The following is a 23,718-nucleotide window of genomic DNA, read 5'->3' as shown; positions in this document are numbered from 1 at the left end:
ACCAGTAGTTCCATAACCTCTCGGGCACGCAACAATGACCCAACTTTAGTTCCTATGCAATCATCCGGGACCCCACACCTATCGGCTTGGGTTGTCAAGGGTTGTCCTGAGAAGCGGGCATCTCCGGCTCCAACTCAGGGGGGAACAAGGCCTCGAAATCCTTAGGAGGCAATGTCTTACGCAGCTCTGCTGTGATTTCTTCATCGGATTCTTTCATGACACGCGCCACGACCTCGGGATCCGGATTCATCGGATCGGCAGACAGGGCTTCGATCTCCTGTTGCGCACGCTCGGCGTGGTCGTTTAAGACCGCCTCGACGGCTTCCCGCTGCGCCTCGGAGACCCCTTGGCCCCATCGGATTAGTCTTTCGGGGTTACGATCCAACCGCGGCGGAGCCATCTCCGGGAACGGCAGGAAGGCCGGTGGCTCCGATTTGTCGATGCCGGCCTGGTTCGCAAACGCATTCTGCAAGGCAATCTGCACTTCAGCGACGGAGTTCGCCAAATTGCTGATTTCTGTCTGTAACGCCTGGAGTGCGGTGGAAATATCTGCATTGACCGAACTCTCCGTGTTTGCCTTCGACAGGCTTTCTCCTTGCGGGGGGACTTGGGAAAGCGCGGTGCGCAACTCGGCCAATTCGGTCTGTAACGCGCTGGGGGAAAATGTGTTGCGCAATTCGGCCAATCCGGTAGCTAATTCGGTCCGCAGCTTGCTGCTGACTTCTTGGGTCTCGCCCACACGTTTCGCAATGTAGGCACTCGTACCCAAGGACACACACACCACTGTGATCAGGGCGATACCGATGCCCCTTGTTGACAGGGTACGATTGCTCTTTTCATGCATTAAGCTATTCCTCTGTGTACTTATTGATTAAGAATTCTCTTAATCTATATCAAGAAACCGGAAGAATTCTCTTAATCTATATCAAGAAACCGGGTTATTAGAAATTGAATTTGTTTATAGGCCCCAAAAATGTGCTTTTGAAAAAATTCAATTTTCAGTGTGCTTTGTGAGTAATTAATAAGATACTTATGTGCTATGCCGGATGGAGACAAAACTCAGGTAACTCCCTGCGATTGGCTTTGCCCGGCGGCCGGCTCGACCTGTCTTTGGCTTGTTCAAGTGGCAGCGGGCACACTTTCTCTGCCTTCGGTGAGTTGAAGGTAGCACACCAGGTTGTCGGTCAAGTTCGTCAAGCCGATCTTCACCTCGGCCTGAGAGGCTGTCTAAAAATTAAGATGCTGATTTTAAGGCATAAAATCTGTAAATTTCGCACTCGTTCCCACGCTCCAGCGTGGGAATGCCGTCGGTCCGCTCCAGCGGACTCAGCTCCTCTGTGCTAATAGGCGTTGGCTGTTAGCCTACCGAGGCGCTTAATCAACGCTGGAGCGTCAAGATCCCTCCTCCGTCGGGACAAGTCTGCTCCCACGCTGGAGCCTGAGGAGCCAGCCGAAAATCAATGCCAGTAGAAAATCAATATGTTAGTTTTTAGACAGCCTCTGAGCCAAGGCAAGAGTGCGGATGAATTTCCCGTTCGTGTGGTTCTCCTGGAAGCCAATAGATATGCTCGACGCGGGACAGATCTGGAAGCGGGTGTGGTTGTTCGCCTGCTGCTCTCACGAAGCGGCTTGGTGACGCTGGCCCTTCTCGCAGAGTTGAATTTATGTTCCTTACTCGTGAACCGGCTTCCCCAGGGGACGAAAGATTTCTCGGGGAATCGCGGCGGTCAGCCGCTCCAGCAGGTCGTCCAGCTTGCTGATGTTCCGCAACCGGTTCTCGCGTCAAAGAAGCTGTGCTGGCCTGTGGTTCCCCCGTCGATGAAGGTTCCTCTCAAGACTTGCATGAGTTTATCCTCAGCTCGCCCGCCAGACAGGCAGTTTTGCAAGGTGCCCAAAACCAAGGTTGGAGAAAACGGTTACGGAACCGGCCAGGTACAGGGACGGATGGCACATACCTCGCGGCTGGTATCCGTGCCGCGCGATTCCAGAAACAGGGAATTGCGCGTACTATACAAAAATGTCACTCGCGCCACGCGGCTGCGTCTCCTCGCCCGGGACCGAGCGGGTGCTGCCTTGGAATTCGAGATGGAGGGTTTCGAGGCCCGGGTGGTGCGGTATGAGCTCGATCATCTCGACGGCATGCTGTTCGTCGATCGGCTGGTCAGCCGTCGCACGGACCTGTTTCGCCGTTAAGGTTTATCGATAACCCGTTACAGTTGCGAGTATCCACGCGGAAGGTCCACGGCGGTTCGGTTGTCTGTTATTTCCTGCGGGGACTCCATATCGTTGCCATACCTGGCCTATGGTTACGTCTATTTATCCTAGAGTGCTCCTTATGAGACAGCGCCTGATTCCGTTGCTGATTGCCTTGCTGCTGGCATTGCCCGCCGGGTTGGCTTGCGCCGAGTCTCAAGATGTCCCGATTTCGAGCCTGGTACCCACATACCGCCAACAACGGGCCACGATGATCATCAACCAGGCGCTGGAGCACTTTCATTACCGCGAAATGACCTTGGACGATGGGTTTGCCGAGCGGATCTTCGAGAAGTACCTCGAAGCGCTGGATCCCAACCGATCTTTCTTTCTGCAAGGGGATTTCGATCGCTTCGAGCGCACTGCCCATCGTCTGGACGACGACTTGACGCAGGGTAGACTCGACGCCGCCTTCGAGATCTTCCGTCTCTACCGTCAGCGGGTCGACGAGCGGGTCAGGCTTGCCTTGTCTCTGTTGGACGCCGGCTTCGACTTCAAGCGCCAGGAGAGCTACCGTTTCGACCGTTCCGAGGCGGAGCGTGCAAGGAAACGCACCGAGCTCGACGAAATCTGGCGCAAGCGGGTAAAGAACGACTGGCTCGGGCTGCGCCTTTCCAAGCAGCAAGAAAATAAGATTCCGGGACTCCTACGCAGACGTTACCAAGGGTTGGCACGGCGTATCCGGCAATTCGACAGCGACGATGTCTTCCGGACCTTCATCAACGCCTACACCGAGAGTCTGGAGCCCCACACGAGCTACATGTCCCCGAGTACCTCGGAGAATTTCGACATCAGCATGCGGCTCTCCCTGGAAGGCATCGGCGCGGTGCTGCGCGGAGAGAACGAGTACACGGTGGTACAACGTACCATCCCCGGGGGACCGGCCCGGCAAAGTGGCCTGATTCACAGCGGCGATCAAATCGTCGGCGTGGCCCAAGGGAAAGGCGGCGTGATGGAAGACGTGATCGGTTGGCGGCTACAGGATGTGGTGGATAAGATCCGTGGCCCCAAGGGTTCGGTGGTACGCCTCCAGATCCAGCCCAAGTCTTCCGGATCGGATGGAGCGACACGTGAAATCTCCCTGGTACGCAACGAGATCAGGCTCGAAGATCAGGCCGCTAAGAGCTATCTGATTGATAACATAGATACTGTCCCCAGGGTACGTATCGGGGTTATCGAGATCCCGGCTTTCTATCGCGATTTCCGAGCCGAATCGAAGGGGAACAAAGACTTCCGCAGCACGACCCAGGATGTGCGGGGTCTGATCCGGAGACTCAAACGCCAAGGCGTCGACGGCATTGTGGTGGATCTGCGCAGCAACGGAGGCGGCTCCCTTACCGAGGCAACGGTATTGACGGGGCTCTTTATCGACACAGGCCCGATCGTGCAGGTAAAGGACGCCTTCGGCAAGGTCGAGATAGAGACGGACCCGGATCCGGGTATCCTCTATCAGGGACCCTTGGCGGTGCTCGTCGACCGCAACAGTGCCTCTGCCTCCGAGATCTTTGCCGCTGCGATGCAGGACTATGGTCGTGGGATCATTATCGGCGAGCCGACATTCGGCAAGGGGACAGTCCAAACCCTGATCGATCTCAATCGCTTCGTTCCCAAACAGGAAGACGACCTCGGGCGTCTCCGCCTTACGGTAGCGGAGTTCTTCCGTATCAGCGGTGGCAGCACGCAGCTACGCGGCGTGGTGCCCGACATCGCATTCCCAACGATGTCGGACTCCGACGACCATGGGGAGCGGGCCTTGGACAATCCGCTGCCGTGGGCCAAGATCGAGGCAGCCGATTACGCCCGGGTCTCCCTGAGCGGAGGAGAAATACGATCGCTCCGGCAGCGTTCCGAGAAGCGCATCCGCCGCGACCCCGGATTCGACATGCTGACCGCCCAGGAGCAAGTGCTGAGAGAATTAGACGATCAAACCGTCGCTTCGCTCCGCGAGCGGGATAGACGCATCGAATCGAAACGACGCGAACGTGTACTCAAGGACCAGCGCAATGCATTTCTGCGGACGCAGGGCATCGATCCGGTGGATGAAAACACCGATGATGTGGATCAGGACGCCTTGGAGAAGCAACAGGAAATCATTGCGCGGATTCAGGTAAAAGAGGCGGCCCGCATCCTCGCCGATGCCATCCGCCTCGGTTCTCCCGGCCGGCCACGCTCCGCCATGCGCGACTGATTTCAGAGCCTGTGTGGAATACTCCCAACCTGTTGACCCTGTTGCGTATCCTGTTGATTCCGGTCTTCGTCGGGATCTTTTACATCCCTGTTTCCTGGGCCCCCTTCGTCTGTGCCCTCGTATTCAGCGTTGCCGCGCTCACGGACTGGCTTGACGGATACCTGGCACGACGCTGGCAGCAGACTTCACCCTTCGGCGCCTTTCTCGATCCGGTGGCCGACAAGCTCATGGTTGTCGTGGCACTGGTGCTGCTGGTGCAGTCGGATCCACGGGCAGCCTTGGCCCTCCCGGCGGCAATTATCATTGGCCGCGAGATCGCCGTCTCTGCCCTGCGCGAGTGGATGGCCGAACTGGGTGCCCGGACGCAGGTCGCCGTCTCAAAGGTCGCAAAGTTCAAGACGACAGTACAGATGGTCGCCATCATCCTGCTGATTTTCAGTCGGGACGATACGGACTCGCCGCTCTACGGTTTCGGGATGGGGTTGCTCTATATCGCCGCGGTCCTGACGCTCTGGTCCATGCTGCTCTATTTACGTGCGGCCTGGCCGAGCTTAAAGTCCCCGGACAGACCGTTGGACGGTGAGGAGAAACAGTAAAGCGGAACGGCTTGCTTTTCGATGAGGTGAACACCGGGCTATCACCGTGAATCGCTGCCATCAGACCAATCTGCAAGAATTAAGCTACACCAACGAATGCCGAAGGGAACTGAGGAAAACTGCGATGCAAACCTACCCATGCTCCCGTGTCCTGTTGCGATTCGACCGAGATACAGATAAGCCGGGCCTTTTCCGCTGTCACCTCTCCGCCTGCGCCCAGGACCGGGAGGGGAATCTATGGCTCGGCAATGACGAATCGACCGGACTGTCGCGGCTCAAGAGTAAGACCCCCGACGTATTTGCCAAGCACCTCTACCAGGACCTGTCTGATCGGCTCGAGCTGCCTGAAGAGGATGAGGAGGTTGACATCGAGGGAATGGACATTGAGGAGGATCGACTTTGGATCGTAGGTTCCCATACCGGCACCCGCAAGAAATTCAAACCCAAAAAGGATATAGAGGACAACTTGGAACGTCTCTCCCAGGTCCGGCTGCGGCCAAACCGGTTCCTGATCGCGTCCGCACAGATCGATGGAGGTCAGCTCAAGGACGACAGGCTCACCCAAATCCCGATTACCAAAGAGGGAAACGCACTATCCCTAGCCTTGCAAGAGGACCCACATCTCGGCCCATTCCTGGGCACCAAGGGGGAGGAGCAGCACGGCGGTTGCCAACAAATCGCGTCGAAGGAGAATGGCTTTGACATCGAGGGGGTGGCTGTCAGAGAAGATCGACTGTTTCTCGGATTGCGCGGACCGGTGTTGCGGGGTTGGGCGGTCCTCCTGGAAATATGCCTCGCCGAGAGCACAGGCAACCGGCTCACGCTGGAGCCCATAGGGTCCGATGGCAGGCATTATCGAAAACATTTTATCGACTTGAAGGGCATGGGCGTTCGTGAGCTCATGTGGTATGGCTCAGATCTGCTCATCCTGGCTGGCCCGACAATGGATATCACCGGGCTTCAGAGTATCTACCGCTTACGTTACGCTGCCGATCTCACTGATGACAGCATAACTGCTTTGGATGACGGGCGGCTGGAGTTGCTCTACCACCTTCCGCTGATGACCCACGGCGATAAGGCCGAAGGTCTGTGCAGGTACGGTGATTCCGGACTCCTGGTTGTCTACGACGCCCCAAGGTCGGACCGCCTGGTGGCCAAGAACGCGATCCTGGCGGACGTCTTTGCCCCGCCCAACGCCTGATGCTGATGACCCTGATGCTGATGACTGGCTAAAACCGCTTCCCGGTTTGCATCATGTTGAGCGTGAATCGGCCATGTGGGGGGAAGCCCTTGGAACTCGCTGCAACCTGCTGCTGTAAACGAGCCCCGATCAAGGTGCGTGACCGCTTCCGGACCTGTAGCCTCGCGTCGTATTAAGGCTAAGAGACTGTCTAAAAACTAACCCCTTGATTTTGCCTGATTGAGCGCGTGGGCGGGCGTGTTTGGATCACCCTCTCCCCAACCCCTCTCCCTTCCAGGGAGAGGGGCTTTAAGCATCCTAAGAGACCGCCTTTTTAGACAGTCTCTAAGTTGCGGCTCGCAACGAATCCAGGCTACTCGAACAGGTTCCTGAATGTGCCGGAAAACTGCTGGTAGGCCTCCCAACCGTCCTTATCCATCACCTGGTCGATGACCCAGCGGTTCTCCTCCTGTTGCCCCATGACACACTGTATTTCGTAGCCCAGGTGCCGCAGGAAGGGATAGCTGGGTCCTTCGCCGTCGAAGTGGAGCTGGGCATACTCGTCGGAACGCCGGTTGAGCAATGCGATGAAGGGACGACTATGGTTGCCGTCGCCGAAGAGGTCTTGGCCGTTGTCCTGAACCTGTTCGATGACCTTGGTGACGACGGTGGTGATCAGTGTGCGGCGGTCATCTTCGCTCATGATGCCGTAACATAGGCGGTCGGCGATCTGAATCAGGAAGACGAGATATTCCTGAATGACCGCCATGCGTTGTCTGTCGTCGGTATAGACGAAGCGCTCGCAATGCAGGTTGACGGCTTTTTCGACGGAAAGACGCCAGGCAATGAAGGCAAGTGCACCCGCGATCTCCGGCACGGACCTTGCCTGCTCTGCATTCCACCAATGACTCTTGATTCTCAGTGCCACCTCTTCTTCTCCCTTGCAGCCACCCTGGTTGGAACGGCACGGAATTCAGTTTCGCCGTTGAGGTTCGTCCCTCACCCCAATCTAGCACCCCGTTTCACCTTATTTTTTGCTCTTAGAGCCCCTCCAATGTCAACGGATCCTTATTGTGGGGTGTCCGGGTCGCTCGCCGCACGGCCGCCAGCAGATCCAAGGGTAAATACTCGAGACTAATTTTCCGGGTTCCCATTTTTTGGGTTCCCAGGCGCCGCACCGGCCACACACCAATCAAGGCATTGGTGAGGAAGAGTCCATCGGCAGCAAACAAGTCGGCGCACATGATGTCCCTCTCCAAGACCTCGCTGCCGAAAGCGCCGGCAATGCGTAATACCAGGTCCCGCACCGTACCGGCGATGCCGCAGGTATCCAGCCGCGGCGTGAGGAGACGACCAGCGCGGACCAGGAACAGATTGGACATGGTACCGCCGATGATTCGGCCCCTGATATCCTGCATGAGTCCCTCGGCGATCCCTCGATCCCGCCACTCGGAACGTGCCAGGACCTGCTCCAGCCGATTCAGGTGTTTGAGGCCCGCAAGCACCGGATTCTCACCAAGCCGGGTGCGGCAGAAGATCACCTTGACACCCTGCTCACCCCAGTCCGGGGGATAATCCGGCCAGGGATGGAGCGTGAGAATACGGCTGGGTTGCGGGCCCTCGGGAGGGCCATAGCCCCGGCCCCCACTGCCGCGGGTGAGGATGATTTTCACCACCCCGGTGGATTCACCCCCGGCGAGCTGCCGACATTCACGCAGCAGCAGCTCCTGTGGCGGACAGGGAATCCCGAGGCGATCAGCCCCCCGCGCGAGGCGATCAAGATGCGCGTGCCACAGGCAGGGGGCGCCATCACGCACGGCAAGGGTCTCGAACAGCCCGTCTCCATACTGCAGACCGCGGTCGGCGACAGGCAGGCAGTTGGCCTCTGACCCATTGATCAAGGCTCTTGGGACCAATACACAAACCTTGCGCCGGCCACGCCGAACTCAGTCCACCTGCGCTTACAACCGGCGAAAGATGAGCATACCCTTGGTGTCGCCGAAGCCGAAGGAGTCGGTCACGGCGACATCGATCTCCGGCTCACGGACGCTGTTGGGCATCTATCGGGGTCACACGCCGCATCCGGCGTCTCGTGGTTGGTGGTGGGCTACCTGATCACGAACCGCCACAAGGCAAAAAATGGCCTCTGCTCATGGGGTACCCCGATCTCTGCTCAAGGATAATGTGAACAGTGGTGCGCCGCCGCGTGGCGCGTCACCGTGTCTGCGACAAGATTCAACCAGTAGTGTGCTCCTTGATGTAATCGATCGCTTCCTTGACGGTGGTGATCTTTTCGGCATCTTCGTCCGGGATCTCCGTCTCGAACTCTTCTTCCAGGGCCATCACCAACTCGACGGTGTCCAGAGAGTCCGCGCCCAGATCATCCACGAAGGAGGCCTCGGGAACTACCTCATCTTCTTTGACCCCCAACTGCTCGACCACGATTTTCTTCACTCGGTCTTCGACGCTGCTCATTGTGTTATCTTCCTCCAGATTAGATGGATGGCCCTGACCCCAGGGCACGCGGTATTCTATTCACAATCGGTTCAGGTCACAATCGGTTCAGGATGAAAGGTGCGTATCCGCCCTCGACGCACCCTTAACTTTGCTGGATTTTGGTCTGTTTTTCCAGCCCACATCTCTCACCGGCGTATAATACTAGCCCTGCTGAGAGAAAACCCACTTTAACTAGAGGGTAAGCGATGAACAAAAAGACCACTGAGACTAAGGCAAAGACCGAGGACGATATTCGAAGCGGCGTGCGCAAGGCCTATGCCGCGGTAGCGGCCACCCACGAAACGGGGGCGTGCTGCGGGGAGCCGAACAATCGTTGCGGCGTGCCCGCCGGCCCTATCGGCGTTGCCTCCACCCGTCTCGGCTATTCCGCAGAGGATCTCGTGGTGGTCCCCGAGGGTGCCGACATGGGACTCGGTTGTGGCAACCCCCGCGCCATTGCCGCGCTCAAGGCCGGCGAGGTGGTCATCGATCTCGGCAGCGGCGGCGGCTTCGATTGTTTCCTTGCCGCGCGCGAGGTGGGCGCCGAAGGCCGTGTCATCGGTATCGACATGACACCCGATATGCTCAGCAAGGCCCGTACCAACGCGCAAACAGGCGGCTACGCCAACGTAGAGTTCCGCCTCGGCGAGATCGAACACCTGCCGGTGGCGGATACCAGCGTCGATGTCATCATCTCCAACTGCGTGGTGAATCTATCGCCGGATAAACAACAGGTATTCCGCGACGCGTACCGGGTGTTGAAAAGCGGCGGGCGTTTAGCGATCTCCGATGTGGTGACAACCGCCGAGTTGCCGGACGAGGTCAAGTCCGATCAGGCCATGTATTCAGGCTGTGTGAGCGGTGCGGCTTCCTCCGATGCGGTCCGCGCGATGCTCGAGCAGGCAGGTTTTCTCGATATCCGCATCGAGCCCAAAGATGAATCCCGCGAGTTCATCAAGGACTGGGCGCCAGGGCGTGCAGTGGATGACTATGTGGTCTCGGCTTACATCGAGGCGAGGAAACCTTGACCAGTGGTGTTATGATTTTAGGTAGTGGTAAGTCTTTAACTGATAGAGGGTAGGTTGGATCGCTCTGCTGCTAGGCGGACTGAAGTCTTTTTGGACTATCAACCACTTTATCAGTTAGAAGTTCATCAGGTAGTGGTTGATATCTAAGTTGTAACATGACCAACGGCACTGGCCGCTATACCCCCTCTCCCTCCCCGGGAGAGGGTTGGGGAGAGGGGATCAAAAAGATGAATCTCTCTACGTTAACGCTTATGAATTTACCACTACCGTTCACCACTACCCACTACTGAAATAGGATCAGCCCATGTACATGCCGCCATTGACATGGATGGTCTCGCCGGTGATATAACCGGCCTGCTCGGCGGCGAGAAAGGCCACGACGGCGGCAATTTCTTCCGGATTACCGAGGCGTCCCAAGGGAATACCGGCCAGCAGGTGCTCGCGGTACGTCTCATCCAGGTCCCGCGTCATGTCCGTATCGATGAATCCGGGGGCCACGCAGTTGACGGTGATGCCCCGGGACCCGACCTCGCGCGCCAGGGACTTGGTAAAGCCCATCATACCGGCCTTGGCGGCAGCATAGTTGGTTTGCCCTCCGTTCCCCATTGCGCCAACCACGGAGGTGATGTTTATGATCCGCCCCTTGCGCGCCTTCATCATGCCGCGTAGACAGGCCTTGCTCAGACGATAGACCGAACTCAGGTCGGTATCGATCACCTCGGCCCACTCCGCGTCCTTCATACGCATGAGTAGATTGTCGCGGACGATACCTGCGTTGTTGACCAGGATCGTCGGGGTACCCAAGCTATCGCTCAAATGTTTCAATGCGGTGTCGATCGAGATCTGATCGGTGACGTTCAGTTCCACACCCAGGCCCTGGTATCCCTGCTCCCGCAAGGTCTGGTCGATCCGGGCCGCACCGCCCTCGGTGGTGGCGGTACCGGCTACGCTCGCTCCCGCCTCGCCTAGGGCCAGTGCGATCGCTCGCCCGATCCCCCGGGATGCACCTGTTACCAGCGCGATCTCACCATTCAGCATGTTACGTTGCCTCCCAAGCTGTCGTCAGGCTCGTGGGATTGCACCCCCGAAGACCCAGGTTTCGTCTGTCGAGCGACGGTTCTCGATCCCTTTGCGTTGATTGGCGTTCATTGGCGGATAAATCTTCCGTGAAAATCCTGCCGGCTCGATGTTATCGATGTCAGTACACCAGCAACACCGATCCCCAGGTGATACCGCCCCCGAAGGCCTCCATCAGGACGGTCTGGCCGCGGCGGATGCGTCCATCCCGCACCGCGACGTCGAACGCCAGGGGGATGGATGCGGACGAGGTGTTGGCATGTTCGCCCACCGTGACGACGACCCGGTCCAGGGGCAGCTTCAGCCGACGCGCGACGGCCTGGAGGATCCGAAAGTTGGCCTGATGCGGCACCAGCCAGTCGAGCTCCGACTTCTGCATACCGTTGGCCCGGAGGGTCTCCTCGACCACATCGGAAAGGGTAGTGACCGCTATCTTGAACAGCTCGTTTCCCCTCATCTCGATGTAGGAGTCCCGCTCGCGGTCGCCGACCCCGCCGGGAACCTGGAGTATGTCCGTGTAGGCGCCTTCCGCGTGGAGGTGCGAGGAGAGGATGCCCGGCTCCGGCCCGGCCTCTACCACCACGGCGCCCGCGCCGTCGCCGAACAATACGGCCGTATCGCGATCCTGCCAGTCGACGATGTACGAGAGGATCTCGGCACCGACGACCAATGCACGCCTTATGCCGCCGGTACGGATGAACTGGTCCACTACCCCGAGGGCATAGACGAAGCCCGTGCACCCGGCCACCAAGTCGAAGGCGCAGCAACCCCGGATACCCAGACGTTGCTGCAGGAAACAGGCGGCGCTGGGGAAGACCTGGTCCGGGGTGGTGGTCGCTACGATGATGAGATCGAGCGTCGCGGGATCGATGCCGGCGTCCTCCAGCGCCCGGCGGGAGGCGACTTCTGCCAGCCGGCTACAGCGCTCGCCCTGGGTGACGAGGTGGCGTTTGCGGATCCCGGTGCGCTCGCGGATCCACTCATCGGAGGTGTCGACGATCGCCTCGAGATCCTGGTTGGTCAGGACCCTTTCAGGCAGGAAACTGCCGATCCCGGCAATGCGTGCATACAGGCTCACGTCCTTGTCCTCTGTTCTTCCGCTTCCAATTGCCGCGCTACCTGCTGAGCGATGCGATCCGGGATGTTGCAGTGAATCTCTTGCTCCGCGATGTGGATTGCACTCTCGAACGCCAACCGATCGGCACCCCCGTGACTTTTGATGACGATGCCTTTCAGCCCCAACAGGCTGGCCCCGTTGTAACGCCGGGGATCGAAGGCCCTACCCAAGCGCTTCAGAACCGGCCCGGCCGCCAATCCTGAGAATCGCGTCAGTAGGTTGCGCTTGAAGCTTGCTCCGAGGATATGGCGCACCAGTGCGGCAACGCCTTCGCTGGCCTTGAGGACGCTGTTGCCCACAAAGCCGTCGCACACCACCAGATCCACGCCGCCGCGGTAGATGTCGTCCCCCTCTACATAACCGATGTAGTTCAGGGTGCTGCCCACTAGCCGTTCGTGGGCCTGTTTGACCTGCTCGTTGCCCTTGATCTCTTCCTCCCCGATGTTGAGCAGACCGACCTTCGGGGCCTCGACACCGGACACCGCCGTCACCAGCTCGCTGCCCATGACCGCGAACTGAAACAGGTGCTCCGCCGTACAATCCACGTTGGCACCCAGATCGAGCATATGGGTCTGTCCCTGCAGGGAGGGTACGGCGGCAATAATGGCCGGCCGATCCACCAGCGGCAGCATCTTGAGCACGAAACGCGCGATCGCCATCAGAGCCCCCGTATTGCCGGCACTGACGCAGGCATCGGCGGTGCCGCTCCTGACCAGGTTCAGTGCCACCCGCATGGAGGAATCCTTCTTGTTGCGCAAGGCACTGGAGGGAAGCTCGTCCATACCGACCGTTTGCGAGGCGTGATGGACAGTCAGGCGATCGCCGAAATCGACCCTGCCGAGATGGGGAATGATCGCCTCTTCTTGCCCCACCAGGATCAGCGCCATCTGATTGGATTTGCTTAAGAATTGCAAGGCGGCGGCGGTGACCACATCAGGGCCGTGGTCACCTCCCATGGCGTCGAGGGCGATGGTTAGACGTTCGGACAAGAGATACTCGCTCCCGGCGCTGAGAGCCCTGCGCAGGTGTCGTAGAGATAGCGGCCGCCGCCGTCAGTCGTTCTTGTCCACGACCTTGCGGCCACGATAATAACCATCCGACGATACATGGTGACGACGATGGATTTCGCCCGTCGTGGGATCCGTCGCCAGCGTCGGCCTCGACAAGGCATCGTGGGAACGACGCATGTCCCGTTTGCAAGGGGTCTTCCGATTCTGTTGAACTGCCATTTTTGCCTCCGACTCAAGGGGACCATGAATCTTTCAAGGTGCCCTTTAAGGTTACCGTTGCTCCGTGACCCGATTTTGCATTCTCTCTTCAAATCAAGTCGGCCGCCGGAGCTCCGAGCATCCGCAGGGCCACAATCCGTCGGGGATGCACCCCTATCCCCTGCGTTTGAGTTCGGCGAGCACCGCGAAGGGACTCGCCCCGCCGGACTGCATCCGCGCAACGTCCACATCCGGCAGCTGCCGCGCGCAAAGGGTTGGTTCGTGCATCGGGATCTGAGGCAGCGCAAGCAGCAGCTCATCCTCGATCAGATCCCCGGGTCGGATCGATTCGTTGCTCACCGGCAGGGGATCATAAGGTTCCGGCAGGTGACGTTCCTCGTCCATCCTTAAGACCAACGCCAACAGGGTGTCGGTGCTGACCTTGTGATCGAGTGCCTCCAGGCAGCGTTGACAACGCAACTTCAGGGTTGCGACCACCTCGCAACGCAACACGGCCCGCTGTGCTTCATCACGGGAAAACGCAAGCCGGAACCGAGCATCGCCCGTAGCTTCCACCAGCGAGCCCCGCAACCGCGGCAGGCTCGACAAGGGCAGACGACCTACCAGGACCAACCGACTGTCTACGGCTCGCCAAGGGTCCAATAAGTTTGGAAGCACCGAGGACATAAACTTTAAATTATATATGGACAGCACTTATCTGCCAAAAATATAGCCCGCCTGTCAGGGCGAGCCAGCGTAGGGCGGGACAGGCCAGGGATGGCCACCTCCCGCCGGTTATCAGCCTCGCTTGCGGCGGGATGCGCTACGCTTTTCCGCCCTACGGTCCTGTCTGCCTATCAGGGCGAGCATCAGCTGAGTCCCCATTGAGGCATAATGGCCCCTAACTTGCATTGTCCATCCCATTCCTGCCGCAACGGTCGCGCCCAGATGTCCGAGAAAGAAGACCCCAAAAAGACCAATTTCATTCGCCCCAATTTCATCCGCCGGATCATCGACGAGGATCTGGCCCATGGAAGGCACGCGCGAATCGCCACCCGCTTTCCGCCGGAGCCGAACGGTTATCTGCACATCGGGCATGCCAAGTCCATCGTGCTCAATTTCGGGATTGCCGAGGATTACCGAGGCACCTGCAACTTACGTTTCGACGATACCAACCCGCACAAGGAAAATCGGGAGTACGTGGAGGCGATCAAGGAGGACGTGCATTGGCTGGGCTATGCGTGGGGAGAGCGGCTCTATTTTGCCTCCGATTACTTCGAGCAGCTCTACGGGTTCGCCGTCGAGCTGATCGAGAAGGGGCGGGCCTATGTCTGCGCGCTGGATGCGGAGCAGATACGCGAGTACCGGGGTACCCTGACCGAACCCGGGCAGGAGAGCCCATACCGTGATCGTCCGGTGGCGGAGAATCTGGACCTCTTCGCGCATATGCGGGCCGGTGCGTTTCCCGATGGGACCCTGACCCTGCGGGCCAAGATCGACATGGCCTCGCCTAACCTGAATCTGCGCGACCCCGTCCTCTACCGCATCCGCCATGGGGTGATCCATCACCGGACGGGCGACGAGTGGTGTCTGTACCCCACCTATGATTACACCCACCCGATCTCGGATGCCCTCGAGGGGATCACCCATTCCCTCTGCACCCTGGAGTTCGAGGACCACCGGTCCCTCTACGATTGGGTGGTCGCCAATGTCTCGGTACCCTGCAGGCCGCGCCAGATCGAGTTCTCCCGGCTCAATCTCGAGTACGCGGTAATGAGCAAGCGCCGGCTGACCCAACTCGTGGACGAGGGCTTCGTCGCGGGCTGGGACGACCCGCGGATGCCGAGCATCGCCGGGCTGCGCCGCCGCGGCTATACCCCGGAGGCCATCCGCACCTTCTGCGAGCGCATCGGCGTGACCAAGGCCGACAACCTGGTGGAGATGGCCATGCTGGAGAACACCATCCGCGAGGATCTGGACCGCAAGGTCCCCCGGGCCATGGCGGTGTTGCGGCCCCTCAGGCTGGTGCTGGAAAGCTATCCGGAGGACCGGACCGAGCTGCTTACCGTGCCCAATCACCCCAAGGATACGACCAAGGGGACGCGCCCGATTCCCTTCACCAGGGAGCTCTACATCGACCGCGACGATTTCATGGAGGAGCCCGTCCGGGGTTTCAAACGGCTCGTCGCCGGCGGTGAGGTGCGGTTGCGCAACGCCTATGTGGTACGTTGCGTCCGGGTCGTCAAGGACCGGACCGGAGCGGTCGTCGAGCTGCGGTGTACCCACGATCCTGATACCCTCGGCAAGAACCCGGAAGGTCGCAAGATCAAGGGCGTCATCCACTGGGTCTCGGCGCGGCAAGCGATCGCGGCGGAGGTACGGCTCTATGATCGGCTGTTCGCGGTGCCGGAGCCGGGCGCGGGGGGCCGGGATTTTCGCGCGGACCTGAATCCGGCCTCCCTGCATACCCTGACGCTGTGCTTCCTGGAGCCGGGCCTGGCGGCGGCTGCGCCGGGCGATCGCTTTCAGTTCGAGCGCGAGGGCTATTTCGTGGCGGACAAGGATTCCCATCCCGCAAGGCCAGTGTTTAATCGCACCGTGACCCTGCGCGATACCTGGAGTCGGAAAACGGGGGGCTAGAAGGCGGGGGATAGTGGTAAATTTCTAACTGATAGCGTGGTTGACAGTCCCGAAAGACTTCAGCTCGTAGGATGTGGTGAGCACCTACCTACCGCCTCATAAACACCTGCCCGTGCCGGCCTACTTACCCCCCAGGGATGGGACAAGGGTAGTGGTAAGTTTTTAAGTGGTCGAGTAAAGCAGTTCATTCACCACTCCTCGTTTCTTTTTTGATCCCCTCTCCCCAGCCCTCTTCCTGGGAGGGTGTCGCAAAAGGGTACCGCCGGGGGGTAAACTGAGGCGAGCTAGGCTCAGGCGGCGGGGGGTAGCCAGCGATGATGCCAATTTAATGCCCAGTAATCGCGGTCAACACCAGATTCTTTTGTCTTCGAGTATATACCATGTGACAGTATCCTTATATTGTATCCTGGAAACAACAAAGCAAAAACACTACCAACATGACGACGGCAGGATCGGCCGAGGCCCCGTTGGACGAGGGCCGCCCCAGGGTATGGCGGGACAATGGTCGTCTGGGGTCCCTTTCCCTGGCGGAGCCCGTAACGGTGTCGGCGCTGCAGCGGACGTTTCTCGAACACGGGTTTCCCTTTCGCGAACTCTCCCTCGTCATCAGCGCTGATCGGCGGGCACGTGACCCTATCTACGGCATCCACCGATGGTGGGCGCGCCGGCCTCCCGCTCTGCTTCGGGGGTTACTCATCGCCAGCCACCTCGACATGGACGCCACGACCGAGGAGTTCTGGCAGGTGTTTGGTAGTGCCGAACGCCCGCTCGCTGGTCGAAGAGTATTCGACCCTTTCGCCGGGGGTGGTTCTACCGTGATTGAGGCGGCACGCCTTGGTGCCGACGTGGTTGCCGGCGATGTCGATCCGCTGGCTGTGAGCATTGTCAGCGCGGAGCTTGAACCACCCGAGCCGGAAACCCTGCGAAGAGCGGGCGCCGAGCTACTCGAGTGGCTCACCGGCACCTTCGCGGAGTTCTACCCGACGCAGGACGACGTTTCTCCCCTGCACTACTTCTATATCCCGATCGTGGAGTGCCCAAGCTGCAAGCACCGTGGTCCACTCTACCGCAACCTCGTGCTGGTCCGGGACCCTCGGCGTCGAGGGGCCGTCGTCCGCGCTGAGGGATTGACGTGCTACTGCCCGACCTGCTTCTCCCTCCGCCACATGAAGAGCGCCGATGCCGTGCGTCTCCGATGTTGCGGACAGCAGCATGATATTGGGTCTGGCACCTTCTTGGACCGTTCCTACGCTTGCCCTCAATGTTCGGCGAGATCGTCGCACCGGGACCTGCGAACGGGTGTTGCCGAGCAGCGCCTCATCGCAGTAGAGGAGACTCCGATGGCTGGCCGCCGACGCCTGCGGCCGCCGACGAGTCAGGACCTCGAAGCCCTGGAGTCGGCGCGACGCTCCCTGTCCAATCGCCGCAAACGCCTGCATCTTCCTGACGGCGATATACAGGTCGGCCATCACGACGACAGGCCTGTCAGCTACGGGATCACCCGGTACGAGCACCTCTTCACGCCGCGCCAGCTCTTGATCCTCGGATCGGCACGGACCTGGGTCTCCGAATGCAACTGGCCGAAACCGGTCACACGGGCGCTCGAAATGGCGCTGTCGAACGCCTTGGCAACGAACAACCGGCTCTGCGGCTACGCGACCGACTACGGCAGGCTCTCGGCATTGTTCGCGGTTCGTGGGTACTCGCTTCCTGCCCTCGCCGTGGAGCTCAACCCCCTGCACCCGACTGGCGGCCGGGGCACGATCGCAGCTTGTGTTGCACGGATCGGGCGCGCTGCCGGAAGAGCGCCCGTAAGGCGCTACACATGGCACACCTCCAAGCAGCGGGCGGTGGCCGTCGATCTCAATCTCACCACCGCGGGCATCGACGCTAGGTTGGCCTGCCGCTCGGCTGATGTCTTTCCGGCACCGGGGACCTCACCCGACATCGACATCTGCATCTTCGACCCGCCCTACTACGACTACATCGCTTACGACGAACTCTCAGCGTTCTATCGAGCTTGGCGAAAGGACTCCCAGCTCGCCGGTCCGCCGCTGTTGCCTAGCAAGGACAACGGGGCAGAACCCTTCGGCGTTTACCTTGGGCGCTGCATGCGGGTGATGGTCGCGCGACTCCGAGCAGGTTGCCCCATCGCTTTCACTTACCACTCCACGAATCCAGAGGCGTGGGATGCAATCGGTGAGGCCATCGACGCTGCCGACCTTCGCGTTACCGCCATCTGGCCGGTTCGAAGCGACGGCCACATGGGCTACCACAGCCACGCCGGCAACAGCGAGTGGGACCTCGTGATCGTGTGCCGCCGGTATGGCGAGACCGAACCGTACATGCCCCGGTTCACCGTCGATCAGTGGATCGAGGACGTGAAGCCGTTACGGGTCAGTGGCGCTGATCGGAACAACATGATCCTGGCCTACAATACGGTCGCCTTTCGATTCGCCCGCCTGAGGAGGAAGCACTGATGCCGAAGACCGCCGCCGAGCGCATGCAGGCCATTGAGACCCGTAAGAAGCCCTGCGACGAGAAGGCCAAGCTCTGGATCCAGGACGATTGGAGCCTCCGCGAGGTCTGGAAGGTGCCGGTGGATGCGCTTGTCCTAAACGTAGACAACCGCCGGTTCGCTGCGGAACGACTCTGGGCGCAGGAGCAGCTCGGCAGGAGTCTCGATCCGGAGAACTACCCGGACGACGAGTTCTGCATCGAATCGCTACTTCTCGACAAATCCCACCGGATCGAGCACGGGCAGATCGTTGGCACGTCCTCGAAGGACTACGAATCCCTCAAGAACGACTGGGAGCGACGAGGACAGGAGACGCCCTTCTGGATTCGCCCGGATGGCACGGTGCGCAACGGCAACCGCCGCCTCGCGATGATCAAACGCATCCAACGACTGGGCGGCGACAGCGGTCTCACCTGGGTCGATGCAGTGATCCTGGATCCCAAGGAGATCGACGAGGCTGCCCTGCTTGAGATGGAGCAGCGCGAGCAGCTCACCGAGAACTTCAAGGTCCGGTACAACGACATCGACTACCTGCTCGCGCTGCGCGAGGCGGCGCAGATTCGAGAGATCGACTGGTTCGACCGCGATTCCATCGACGGGGTTGCAGGCAAGCTCCAGACGACCGTCGAAAAGTCCAGATCGGAAGTCGTTCGTGACCTCTACGCCGTTAAGTATATGGACTTCTTCCTCGAGGACTCTAACCACCCTGGCGAGTACCATCGTCTGCTGCACACCCTGGAAATCTTCCGCGACATCGGACGGATGATGATGAAGGTCGAGCCCGACTATCCAGATGACTTCGATCGTGTGCTCCAAGTGCTCTTCGCCGGCGTGCGCGCCGGTAAGAAGTACGAGGATATCCGCCAAGTGAGGCAAATGTTCCGCAAGGATCGATCACAGTTCGACCGCCTCGCGGGAGACATCTCCGACGCGGAGACGCGAATTCAGCCCAACGATAGACCCACCCTCGCTTCTCCAACACAGACGAGTTCCGACGATTCGGATGAGGAGGAGGACGGCGTGGAGGACAGTGGAGCATCCGTGACGGACTACCCACCGGCCATCGGACGGACGATTGATATCGCGATCGATAGATACCAGACATCCCGGCAGCGCGATGTCCTGAAGACCGTCCGTGAAGTGGTCAACCGCCTCGAATCCCTCGCGGAAGGGGGCCGCTTGACCAGCGCGCTCACGGACCCTGGGGAGGGGGAGGCGGTTCGCGATGCGCTCACGGAGATAGTTGAATGGGCGGACGAGCACCGCCGTCTCCTGGATGACGAAGGATGATCCAGTGCCATCCGTCACCCTTCGGCCCGAGGAGAACGGAGTCCTTGTTCTAGGCGAGGAGATTGCCAAAGACCGAGCAGCGTTTCTATACCTTCGCGCTTCGCTCGGGGCTATCCAGATCGATGGGGGATGGCGCGTCCCCCGGCGACGCCATAATGTGACTTGGCTCATCATGCGGGTTCATGACTGGCTCAGGTCGCACGGCTACGGCGTGGGGGCTGAAGGGGTCGCGGACTCGGCGATCGCGCAGGAACTCGAACGACGGCGGAGCTTCCAACGCACGCGAGAGGCCACCTCGGCGCTGAAGGCGGGGGTCCGCGACTTCGACCGCGGCGGCCTGGAGCGGGCGCTCTCCGAGTTCGGCTGGCAGACCTCCCGGACCCTGCGGCCCCATCAGCTCGACGGCGCAGCGCATGCGCTCACCGCGATCAATGCGGCGAATTTCTCGGTGCCCGGCTCCGGGAAGACCGTCACGACCTTGGCGGCCGCCGTCGCCCACATCCAGTCAGGCACCGTCGATCTGATCGTGGTGGTCGGGCCGCTCGCTTGTTTCGACCCTTGGGAGCAGGAGGCCCGCGCCGCAATCGGCGGTCGCATCGAGGTTCGCCGGGTCCGGGGCAATGCCAGAAGCCGGCGGGCTGTGTACGAGCAGGTCGGCGTCCGCCAGGTGCTGCTGTTGAGCTACGCGACTGCCGCGGCAGACCAGCTTCTTCTTCTGCGGCTCTTCAGGTATCGGCAGGTCATGTTGGTGGTCGACGAGTCTCACCGCATCAAGCGCTTCCGCGGCGGTGTCTGGGCGCCGGCACTGATGGAGCTGGCCCGACATGCTCGGGTTCGTCAGATCCTGTCCGGCACGCCGATGCCGCAGTCGGGGAAGGACCTCTACACGCAGCTCAACGTGCTCTGGCCTGACGGTTTGCTGACAGGGACACGCGATGCGTTCGCGGCTCAGGTCGAGACTGATTTCGATGGCGTGCTGGGCAAGATTGGGCCTTTCGTCTCGCGCACACCGAAGGAGGCTCTCGGTCTGTCGCCTTACGAGGTGATCCGTCACGCGGTCGACCTCCGCGCCACGCAAGCGGAGATCTACGCGCTGATCTACAACCAATTTCGTCGGCATCTCCAGGACGCGCAGACCTGGCAGGACAAGCTGAATGCGCTCCGACGTGGCCGGCCGATCCGCCTCTTGCAGGCTGCGGCCAACCCCGCGCTTTTCAACGTGCGCGACTCGTACTACCGGCTCCCACGTCTCGAAGAGAGACCGCCGACGCTCATGGAGCGCCTTGCTGCCTACCCGCAGAAAGAGCTGCCGGCGAAGTCCCTGGCCGCACTCGACTTGGTTGCTTCGATCATGGATAGGCAGGAAAAGGTCGTTTGCTGGAGTAACTTCGTCGCGAACCTCGACCACTTCCGAAAGCTCGTCCATGAACGGTTGGGAGTTCCCTGCTTCCAGATCGATGGTCGTGTGCCCGCCGGCACCGACGCCCTGCGCGACGACCCGAACGAGAGGTGTGGGCGTCCAGGGGAGGAGGACACCCGAGAAGTAATCATCCAGCGCTTCCTCGCTAACGAGAGTCCAGCCGTGTTGATAACAAATCCCGCGTCCTGCTCTGAGTCGATCTCCCTCCACAGCTCCTGCCACAACGCCATCTACCTCGACCGGACCTATGACTGCGCCCTGTTCCTCCAGTCCATCGACCGGATCCATCGGTTGGGTCTGCCTCCCGACGCGAAGGTGACCATCCACATCCTGCTCGCGACCTTCGGCGGCGGGCTGACGATTGACCATCTGGTGGACACCGCGCTTCAGGCGAAGGACGCCAGGATGCGCCTTCTCCTTGAAGGCGCCAACCTCGGTCCCATTAGCCTGTCGGACGACCCGTCAGCGGATGCGGAGGGGGATGAACAGGACCTCGAGGCGCTCCTGCGCTACTTGCTTGGCGAGGGCTCGTGACGGTCGAGATCGACAACTGGCTCACCGCAGTCAGGTTGCGGCGGCTTCCCGAGGTCCTGGCGGCGATCCGGACCCACCCTCCGCCGGGCGTGCCGGAGCAGCGCGTCAATCGGGTGGTCTGGAACCGGTGCGACGGTCCGTTCGATGAGGTTGCGGGACTGGTCGAGGTGCTGCTCGGGGCTGGTCTGCTTGAATGCCGCGGCGGCTTAACCCGCCTCACTGCACGAGGCCGGCAGGTGGCCACTCAGGACCATCAGCAAGGAGAGCGTCTGCTGGCTCGCTCGCTCATCGACGCCGGGTACTTCCGCAACCAGTCGCGCAGGCTACTCGCATCGGGTGAGTTCACGGCCAGCGGTGCTCTCGCCTGCAAGCGGTCGTCTGCAATCAGCGTGGCTGCACAGCTTACCGGCGCCCTTCGACGCTGGCGCGAGGTCATCTTGGACAGCCACCTCCGAGTCCCGGCAGCTCTCGTGGACCAGCTCCTCGCAACTTGGGCTTTGCAACCCATCCCGCGATTCCGCAGCGAGGGACTCCGGCATGAGGTCGGAGACCGAGCCGAAGCCTACTCCTACCGCTTGGAACAGGAAAGAACGGGTGACCCGTCGCGAGTCCAGTGGGTGGCCCTCGACGATAACTCGCTCGGCTACGACATCAGGAATGTGGGCACGTCGCCGGAGCGTTACATTGAGGTGAAAGGGAGTCAGGGAGGCGAGGTGCGGTTCTTTCTCTCGTCGAACGAGTGGGAAGTTGGGCACGCCCTCGGCGATGCATACGAGATCCACTTCTGGGGTGGCATATCACCGACCTGCCCTCGCCCGGAGGAGTACCGTGCTCTGCGAGAAGCTGGCTACCCGCTTATCTTCCGCAGCCTCGGCGACAGCGTTGCGTCTGCCGTCCTAGTGGTCACCCCCTCGCAGTACCTGGTGACCGCTGCAGCACCCACCAGCTTGCCGACATAGCCAACCCTGTTCCTTCTAATCATTTCCACCAACGGCTCAATAAATCTCCAAACAACTGCTTTCCTTATCCTCGAAGTACAATCGTCAAAAGCTGGTGTTCTCAGTTGGCAACAAAGGTTAGTACACCTGCGCGTATATAACGGGAACGCCCGGTGGTCTGTCTGGATGAGCAGCCGGTCCAGTTGATCCAGGAAACGCGCCGGCCGTCCCCTGCCGAACCGGGTCAGCCGGCGCGCTACGATGACGAGTACCAACGGGTGGGAACAGCCGTTAACTTCATGATCACCGAACCCTTGGGCGGACGACGTAAGGTCAGTGTGCGTTCCACCAAGACCGCACTGGATCTGGCCGAAGCGGTCCAGGACGAATTACTCGCCCATGCCAAACTCTTGGAGAGCTTCGGACCGCAGCTCGGACGGCCCCGCGTCGATACCCTGAAGGGTTCCAAGCACGCGAACATGAAGGAGCTGCGCTTCAATGCCAACCATGGGGTCTGGCGTGTTGCGTTCGCCTTCGACCCGAAACGCCGTGCCATCCTGCTGGTGGCAGGAGACAAAGCAGGGAGGGGCGAGAAACGCTTCTACAAACAGCTTATCTAAGAAGGCGGATGAGCGGTTTGATAACTATCGGAAATAACTGTCGGAATGAAGGGGAGGTGAAGCATGAAAGAGTTGAAGGATGCGATAAACGCGCTTGCGGCGGATCGGCGCACCAAGATCGAGACGCGGGCGAAGGCGTTGATTGCCGAGGAGATGACACTGCGGGACCTGCGCAGGGCGCAGGACCTGACGCAGGAGCGCATGGCGGAGCTGCTCGGCGTGGGACAGAACAACATCTCCCGGCTCGGAGGCCGGGCGGACATGCTGCTGTCCACACTGCGCAGCTACATTGCCGCCATGGGCGGCTCTCTGGACCTGATTGTCCGCTTTCCGGACTGGCTGGCCGTGTCCCTTGCCGCCTTGTTCGACAACGAGGAGAAGGACAAAGGGAAAGTGCGCCGCAAACGGACAGTGGATAAACACACAGCAGGCTGCCCGGCTTGACGCCTACCTAGTGTAGTGCGCCATTCTGTTTGGAACTTAAGCGGCGATTGCGCGCTTCGGGCGTCAAATTGATTACCGGCGCCATTCGCATTCTCTGCCTCCTGTCTGCATCGGCTCTCTACAATGGACAGGTGGCAGCTCTGTTAGTTCCACTATTTATAGCGCACTACA

General features: G+C 60.2%; 21 protein-coding genes. 12 read left to right on the top strand and 9 right to left on the bottom strand.

All coding sequences use genetic code 11. The annotated features are described in order from the left end of the window. Nucleotides 1-94: 94 nt before the first annotated feature. A complete protein-coding gene (locus BQ17_RS00585; protein WP_141699016.1) occupies nt 95-739 on the bottom strand; it encodes a hypothetical protein in 645 nt (214 codons plus the stop codon). Between the two features lie 1,205 nt (nt 740-1,944). Between BQ17_RS00585 and BQ17_RS00580 the strand changes: the two genes are divergently transcribed. From BQ17_RS00580 to BQ17_RS00565, 4 genes are all read left to right on the top strand, one after another. Then, nucleotides 1,945-2,193, top strand: a complete 249-nt coding sequence (locus BQ17_RS00580) for a peptide deformylase (protein ID WP_256091426.1) — start codon at nt 1,945-1,947, stop codon at nt 2,191-2,193. Between the two features lie 142 nt (nt 2,194-2,335). Beyond that, nucleotides 2,336-4,441, top strand: a complete 2,106-nt coding sequence (locus BQ17_RS00575) for a carboxy terminal-processing peptidase (RefSeq protein WP_089723817.1) — start codon at nt 2,336-2,338, stop codon at nt 4,439-4,441. 11 nt (nt 4,442-4,452) lie between these two features. Then, nucleotides 4,453-5,037: a CDP-diacylglycerol--glycerol-3-phosphate 3-phosphatidyltransferase gene (gene pgsA / locus BQ17_RS00570; protein WP_089723816.1), complete on the top strand. Its 585-nt coding sequence runs from the start codon at nt 4,453-4,455 to the stop codon at nt 5,035-5,037. Between the two features lie 124 nt (nt 5,038-5,161). Next, a complete protein-coding gene (locus tag BQ17_RS00565) occupies nt 5,162-6,238 on the top strand; it encodes a DUF3616 domain-containing protein (protein WP_089723815.1) in 1,077 nt (358 codons plus the stop codon). Between the two features lie 352 nt (nt 6,239-6,590). Here the strand turns inward: BQ17_RS00565 and BQ17_RS00560 are convergent, their stop codons facing one another. From BQ17_RS00560 to acpP, 3 genes are all read right to left on the bottom strand, one after another. Further along, entirely contained in the window at nt 6,591-7,145 is a 555-nt protein-coding gene (locus BQ17_RS00560) for a hypothetical protein (protein WP_089723814.1), read from the bottom strand. Between the two features lie 112 nt (nt 7,146-7,257). After that, the gene (gene pabC / locus BQ17_RS00555; RefSeq protein ID WP_256091425.1) at nt 7,258-8,118 is read right to left on the bottom strand and encodes an aminodeoxychorismate lyase; all 861 of its coding nucleotides are present in this window, start codon (nt 8,116-8,118) and stop codon (nt 7,258-7,260) included. Between the two features lie 334 nt (nt 8,119-8,452). Beyond that, complete coding sequence (gene acpP / locus BQ17_RS00550) at nt 8,453-8,692, bottom strand: acyl carrier protein (RefSeq protein ID WP_089723812.1); 240 nt, start codon at nt 8,690-8,692, stop codon at nt 8,453-8,455. 227 nt (nt 8,693-8,919) lie between these two features. On the opposite strand from acpP, the gene BQ17_RS00545 reads away from it, so the two are divergent. Next, the gene (locus BQ17_RS00545) at nt 8,920-9,741 is read left to right on the top strand and encodes an arsenite methyltransferase (protein ID WP_089723811.1); all 822 of its coding nucleotides are present in this window, start codon (nt 8,920-8,922) and stop codon (nt 9,739-9,741) included. A 297-nt stretch (nt 9,742-10,038) separates the two neighbouring features. Here BQ17_RS00545 and fabG read toward each other — a convergent pair whose 3' ends face one another. From fabG to BQ17_RS00520, 5 genes are all read right to left on the bottom strand, one after another. Continuing rightward, a complete protein-coding gene (gene fabG / locus BQ17_RS00540; protein WP_089723810.1) occupies nt 10,039-10,779 on the bottom strand; it encodes a 3-oxoacyl-ACP reductase FabG in 741 nt (246 codons plus the stop codon). Nucleotides 10,780-10,939: 160 nt separating this feature from the next. Then, on the bottom strand, nt 10,940-11,896 hold the full coding sequence (locus BQ17_RS00535; RefSeq protein ID WP_089723809.1) for a beta-ketoacyl-ACP synthase III: 957 nt from the start codon (nt 11,894-11,896) through the stop codon (nt 10,940-10,942). Further along, entirely contained in the window at nt 11,893-12,924 is a 1,032-nt protein-coding gene (gene plsX, locus BQ17_RS00530; RefSeq protein WP_089723808.1) for a phosphate acyltransferase PlsX, read from the bottom strand. Before plsX ends, BQ17_RS00535 begins: the two co-directional genes overlap by 4 nt. Before the next feature lie 63 nt (nt 12,925-12,987). Next, nucleotides 12,988-13,164 (bottom strand): 50S ribosomal protein L32, encoded by a 177-nt coding sequence (gene rpmF, locus BQ17_RS00525; RefSeq protein ID WP_089723807.1) that lies wholly within the window; start codon nt 13,162-13,164, stop codon nt 12,988-12,990. Nucleotides 13,165-13,317: 153 nt separating this feature from the next. Next, nucleotides 13,318-13,806 (bottom strand): YceD family protein, encoded by a 489-nt coding sequence (locus BQ17_RS00520; protein WP_176722225.1) that lies wholly within the window; start codon nt 13,804-13,806, stop codon nt 13,318-13,320. Nucleotides 13,807-14,091: 285 nt separating this feature from the next. Here BQ17_RS00520 and BQ17_RS00515 point away from each other — a divergent pair, with 285 nt between their 5' ends. The 7 genes from BQ17_RS00515 to BQ17_RS00485 all read left to right on the top strand — a co-directional run bounded on the left by BQ17_RS00515 (nt 14,092) and on the right by BQ17_RS00485 (nt 23,547). Further along, a complete protein-coding gene (locus BQ17_RS00515) occupies nt 14,092-15,783 on the top strand; it encodes a glutamine--tRNA ligase/YqeY domain fusion protein (RefSeq protein WP_089723805.1) in 1,692 nt (563 codons plus the stop codon). A 437-nt stretch (nt 15,784-16,220) separates the two neighbouring features. Next, nucleotides 16,221-18,263 carry a DUF1156 domain-containing protein gene (locus tag BQ17_RS00510; protein ID WP_089723804.1) on the top strand — a complete coding sequence of 681 codons (2,043 nt, stop codon included), beginning with the start codon at nt 16,221-16,223 and terminating at the stop codon, nt 18,261-18,263. Further along, nucleotides 18,263-19,591 carry a hypothetical protein gene (locus BQ17_RS00505; protein WP_089723803.1) on the top strand — a complete coding sequence of 443 codons (1,329 nt, stop codon included), beginning with the start codon at nt 18,263-18,265 and terminating at the stop codon, nt 19,589-19,591. The genes BQ17_RS00510 and BQ17_RS00505 overlap by 1 nt, the downstream gene beginning before the upstream one ends. Before the next feature lie 157 nt (nt 19,592-19,748). Continuing rightward, nucleotides 19,749-21,545 carry an SNF2-related protein gene (locus tag BQ17_RS00500; protein WP_176722224.1) on the top strand — a complete coding sequence of 599 codons (1,797 nt, stop codon included), beginning with the start codon at nt 19,749-19,751 and terminating at the stop codon, nt 21,543-21,545. Next, nucleotides 21,542-22,504, top strand: coding sequence for a protein NO VEIN domain-containing protein (locus BQ17_RS00495; RefSeq protein ID WP_089723801.1), 963 nt, complete (start codon nt 21,542-21,544; stop codon nt 22,502-22,504). The genes BQ17_RS00500 and BQ17_RS00495 overlap by 4 nt, the downstream gene beginning before the upstream one ends. A 152-nt stretch (nt 22,505-22,656) precedes the next feature. Beyond that, complete coding sequence (locus tag BQ17_RS24495) at nt 22,657-23,103, top strand: type II toxin-antitoxin system RelE/ParE family toxin (protein WP_439645630.1); 447 nt, start codon at nt 22,657-22,659, stop codon at nt 23,101-23,103. Nucleotides 23,104-23,166: 63 nt separating this feature from the next. Then, nucleotides 23,167-23,547 carry a helix-turn-helix domain-containing protein gene (locus tag BQ17_RS00485; protein ID WP_089723800.1) on the top strand — a complete coding sequence of 127 codons (381 nt, stop codon included), beginning with the start codon at nt 23,167-23,169 and terminating at the stop codon, nt 23,545-23,547. Nucleotides 23,548-23,718: the final 171 nt, after the last annotated feature.

Source organism: Candidatus Thiosymbion oneisti (assembly GCF_900092655.1).
GTDB lineage: Bacteria > Pseudomonadota > Gammaproteobacteria > Chromatiales > Chromatiaceae > Thiosymbion > Thiosymbion oneisti.
The sequence above is the reverse complement of the archived record's forward strand: the minus strand, read 5'-3'. Positions and strand labels throughout refer to the sequence as shown.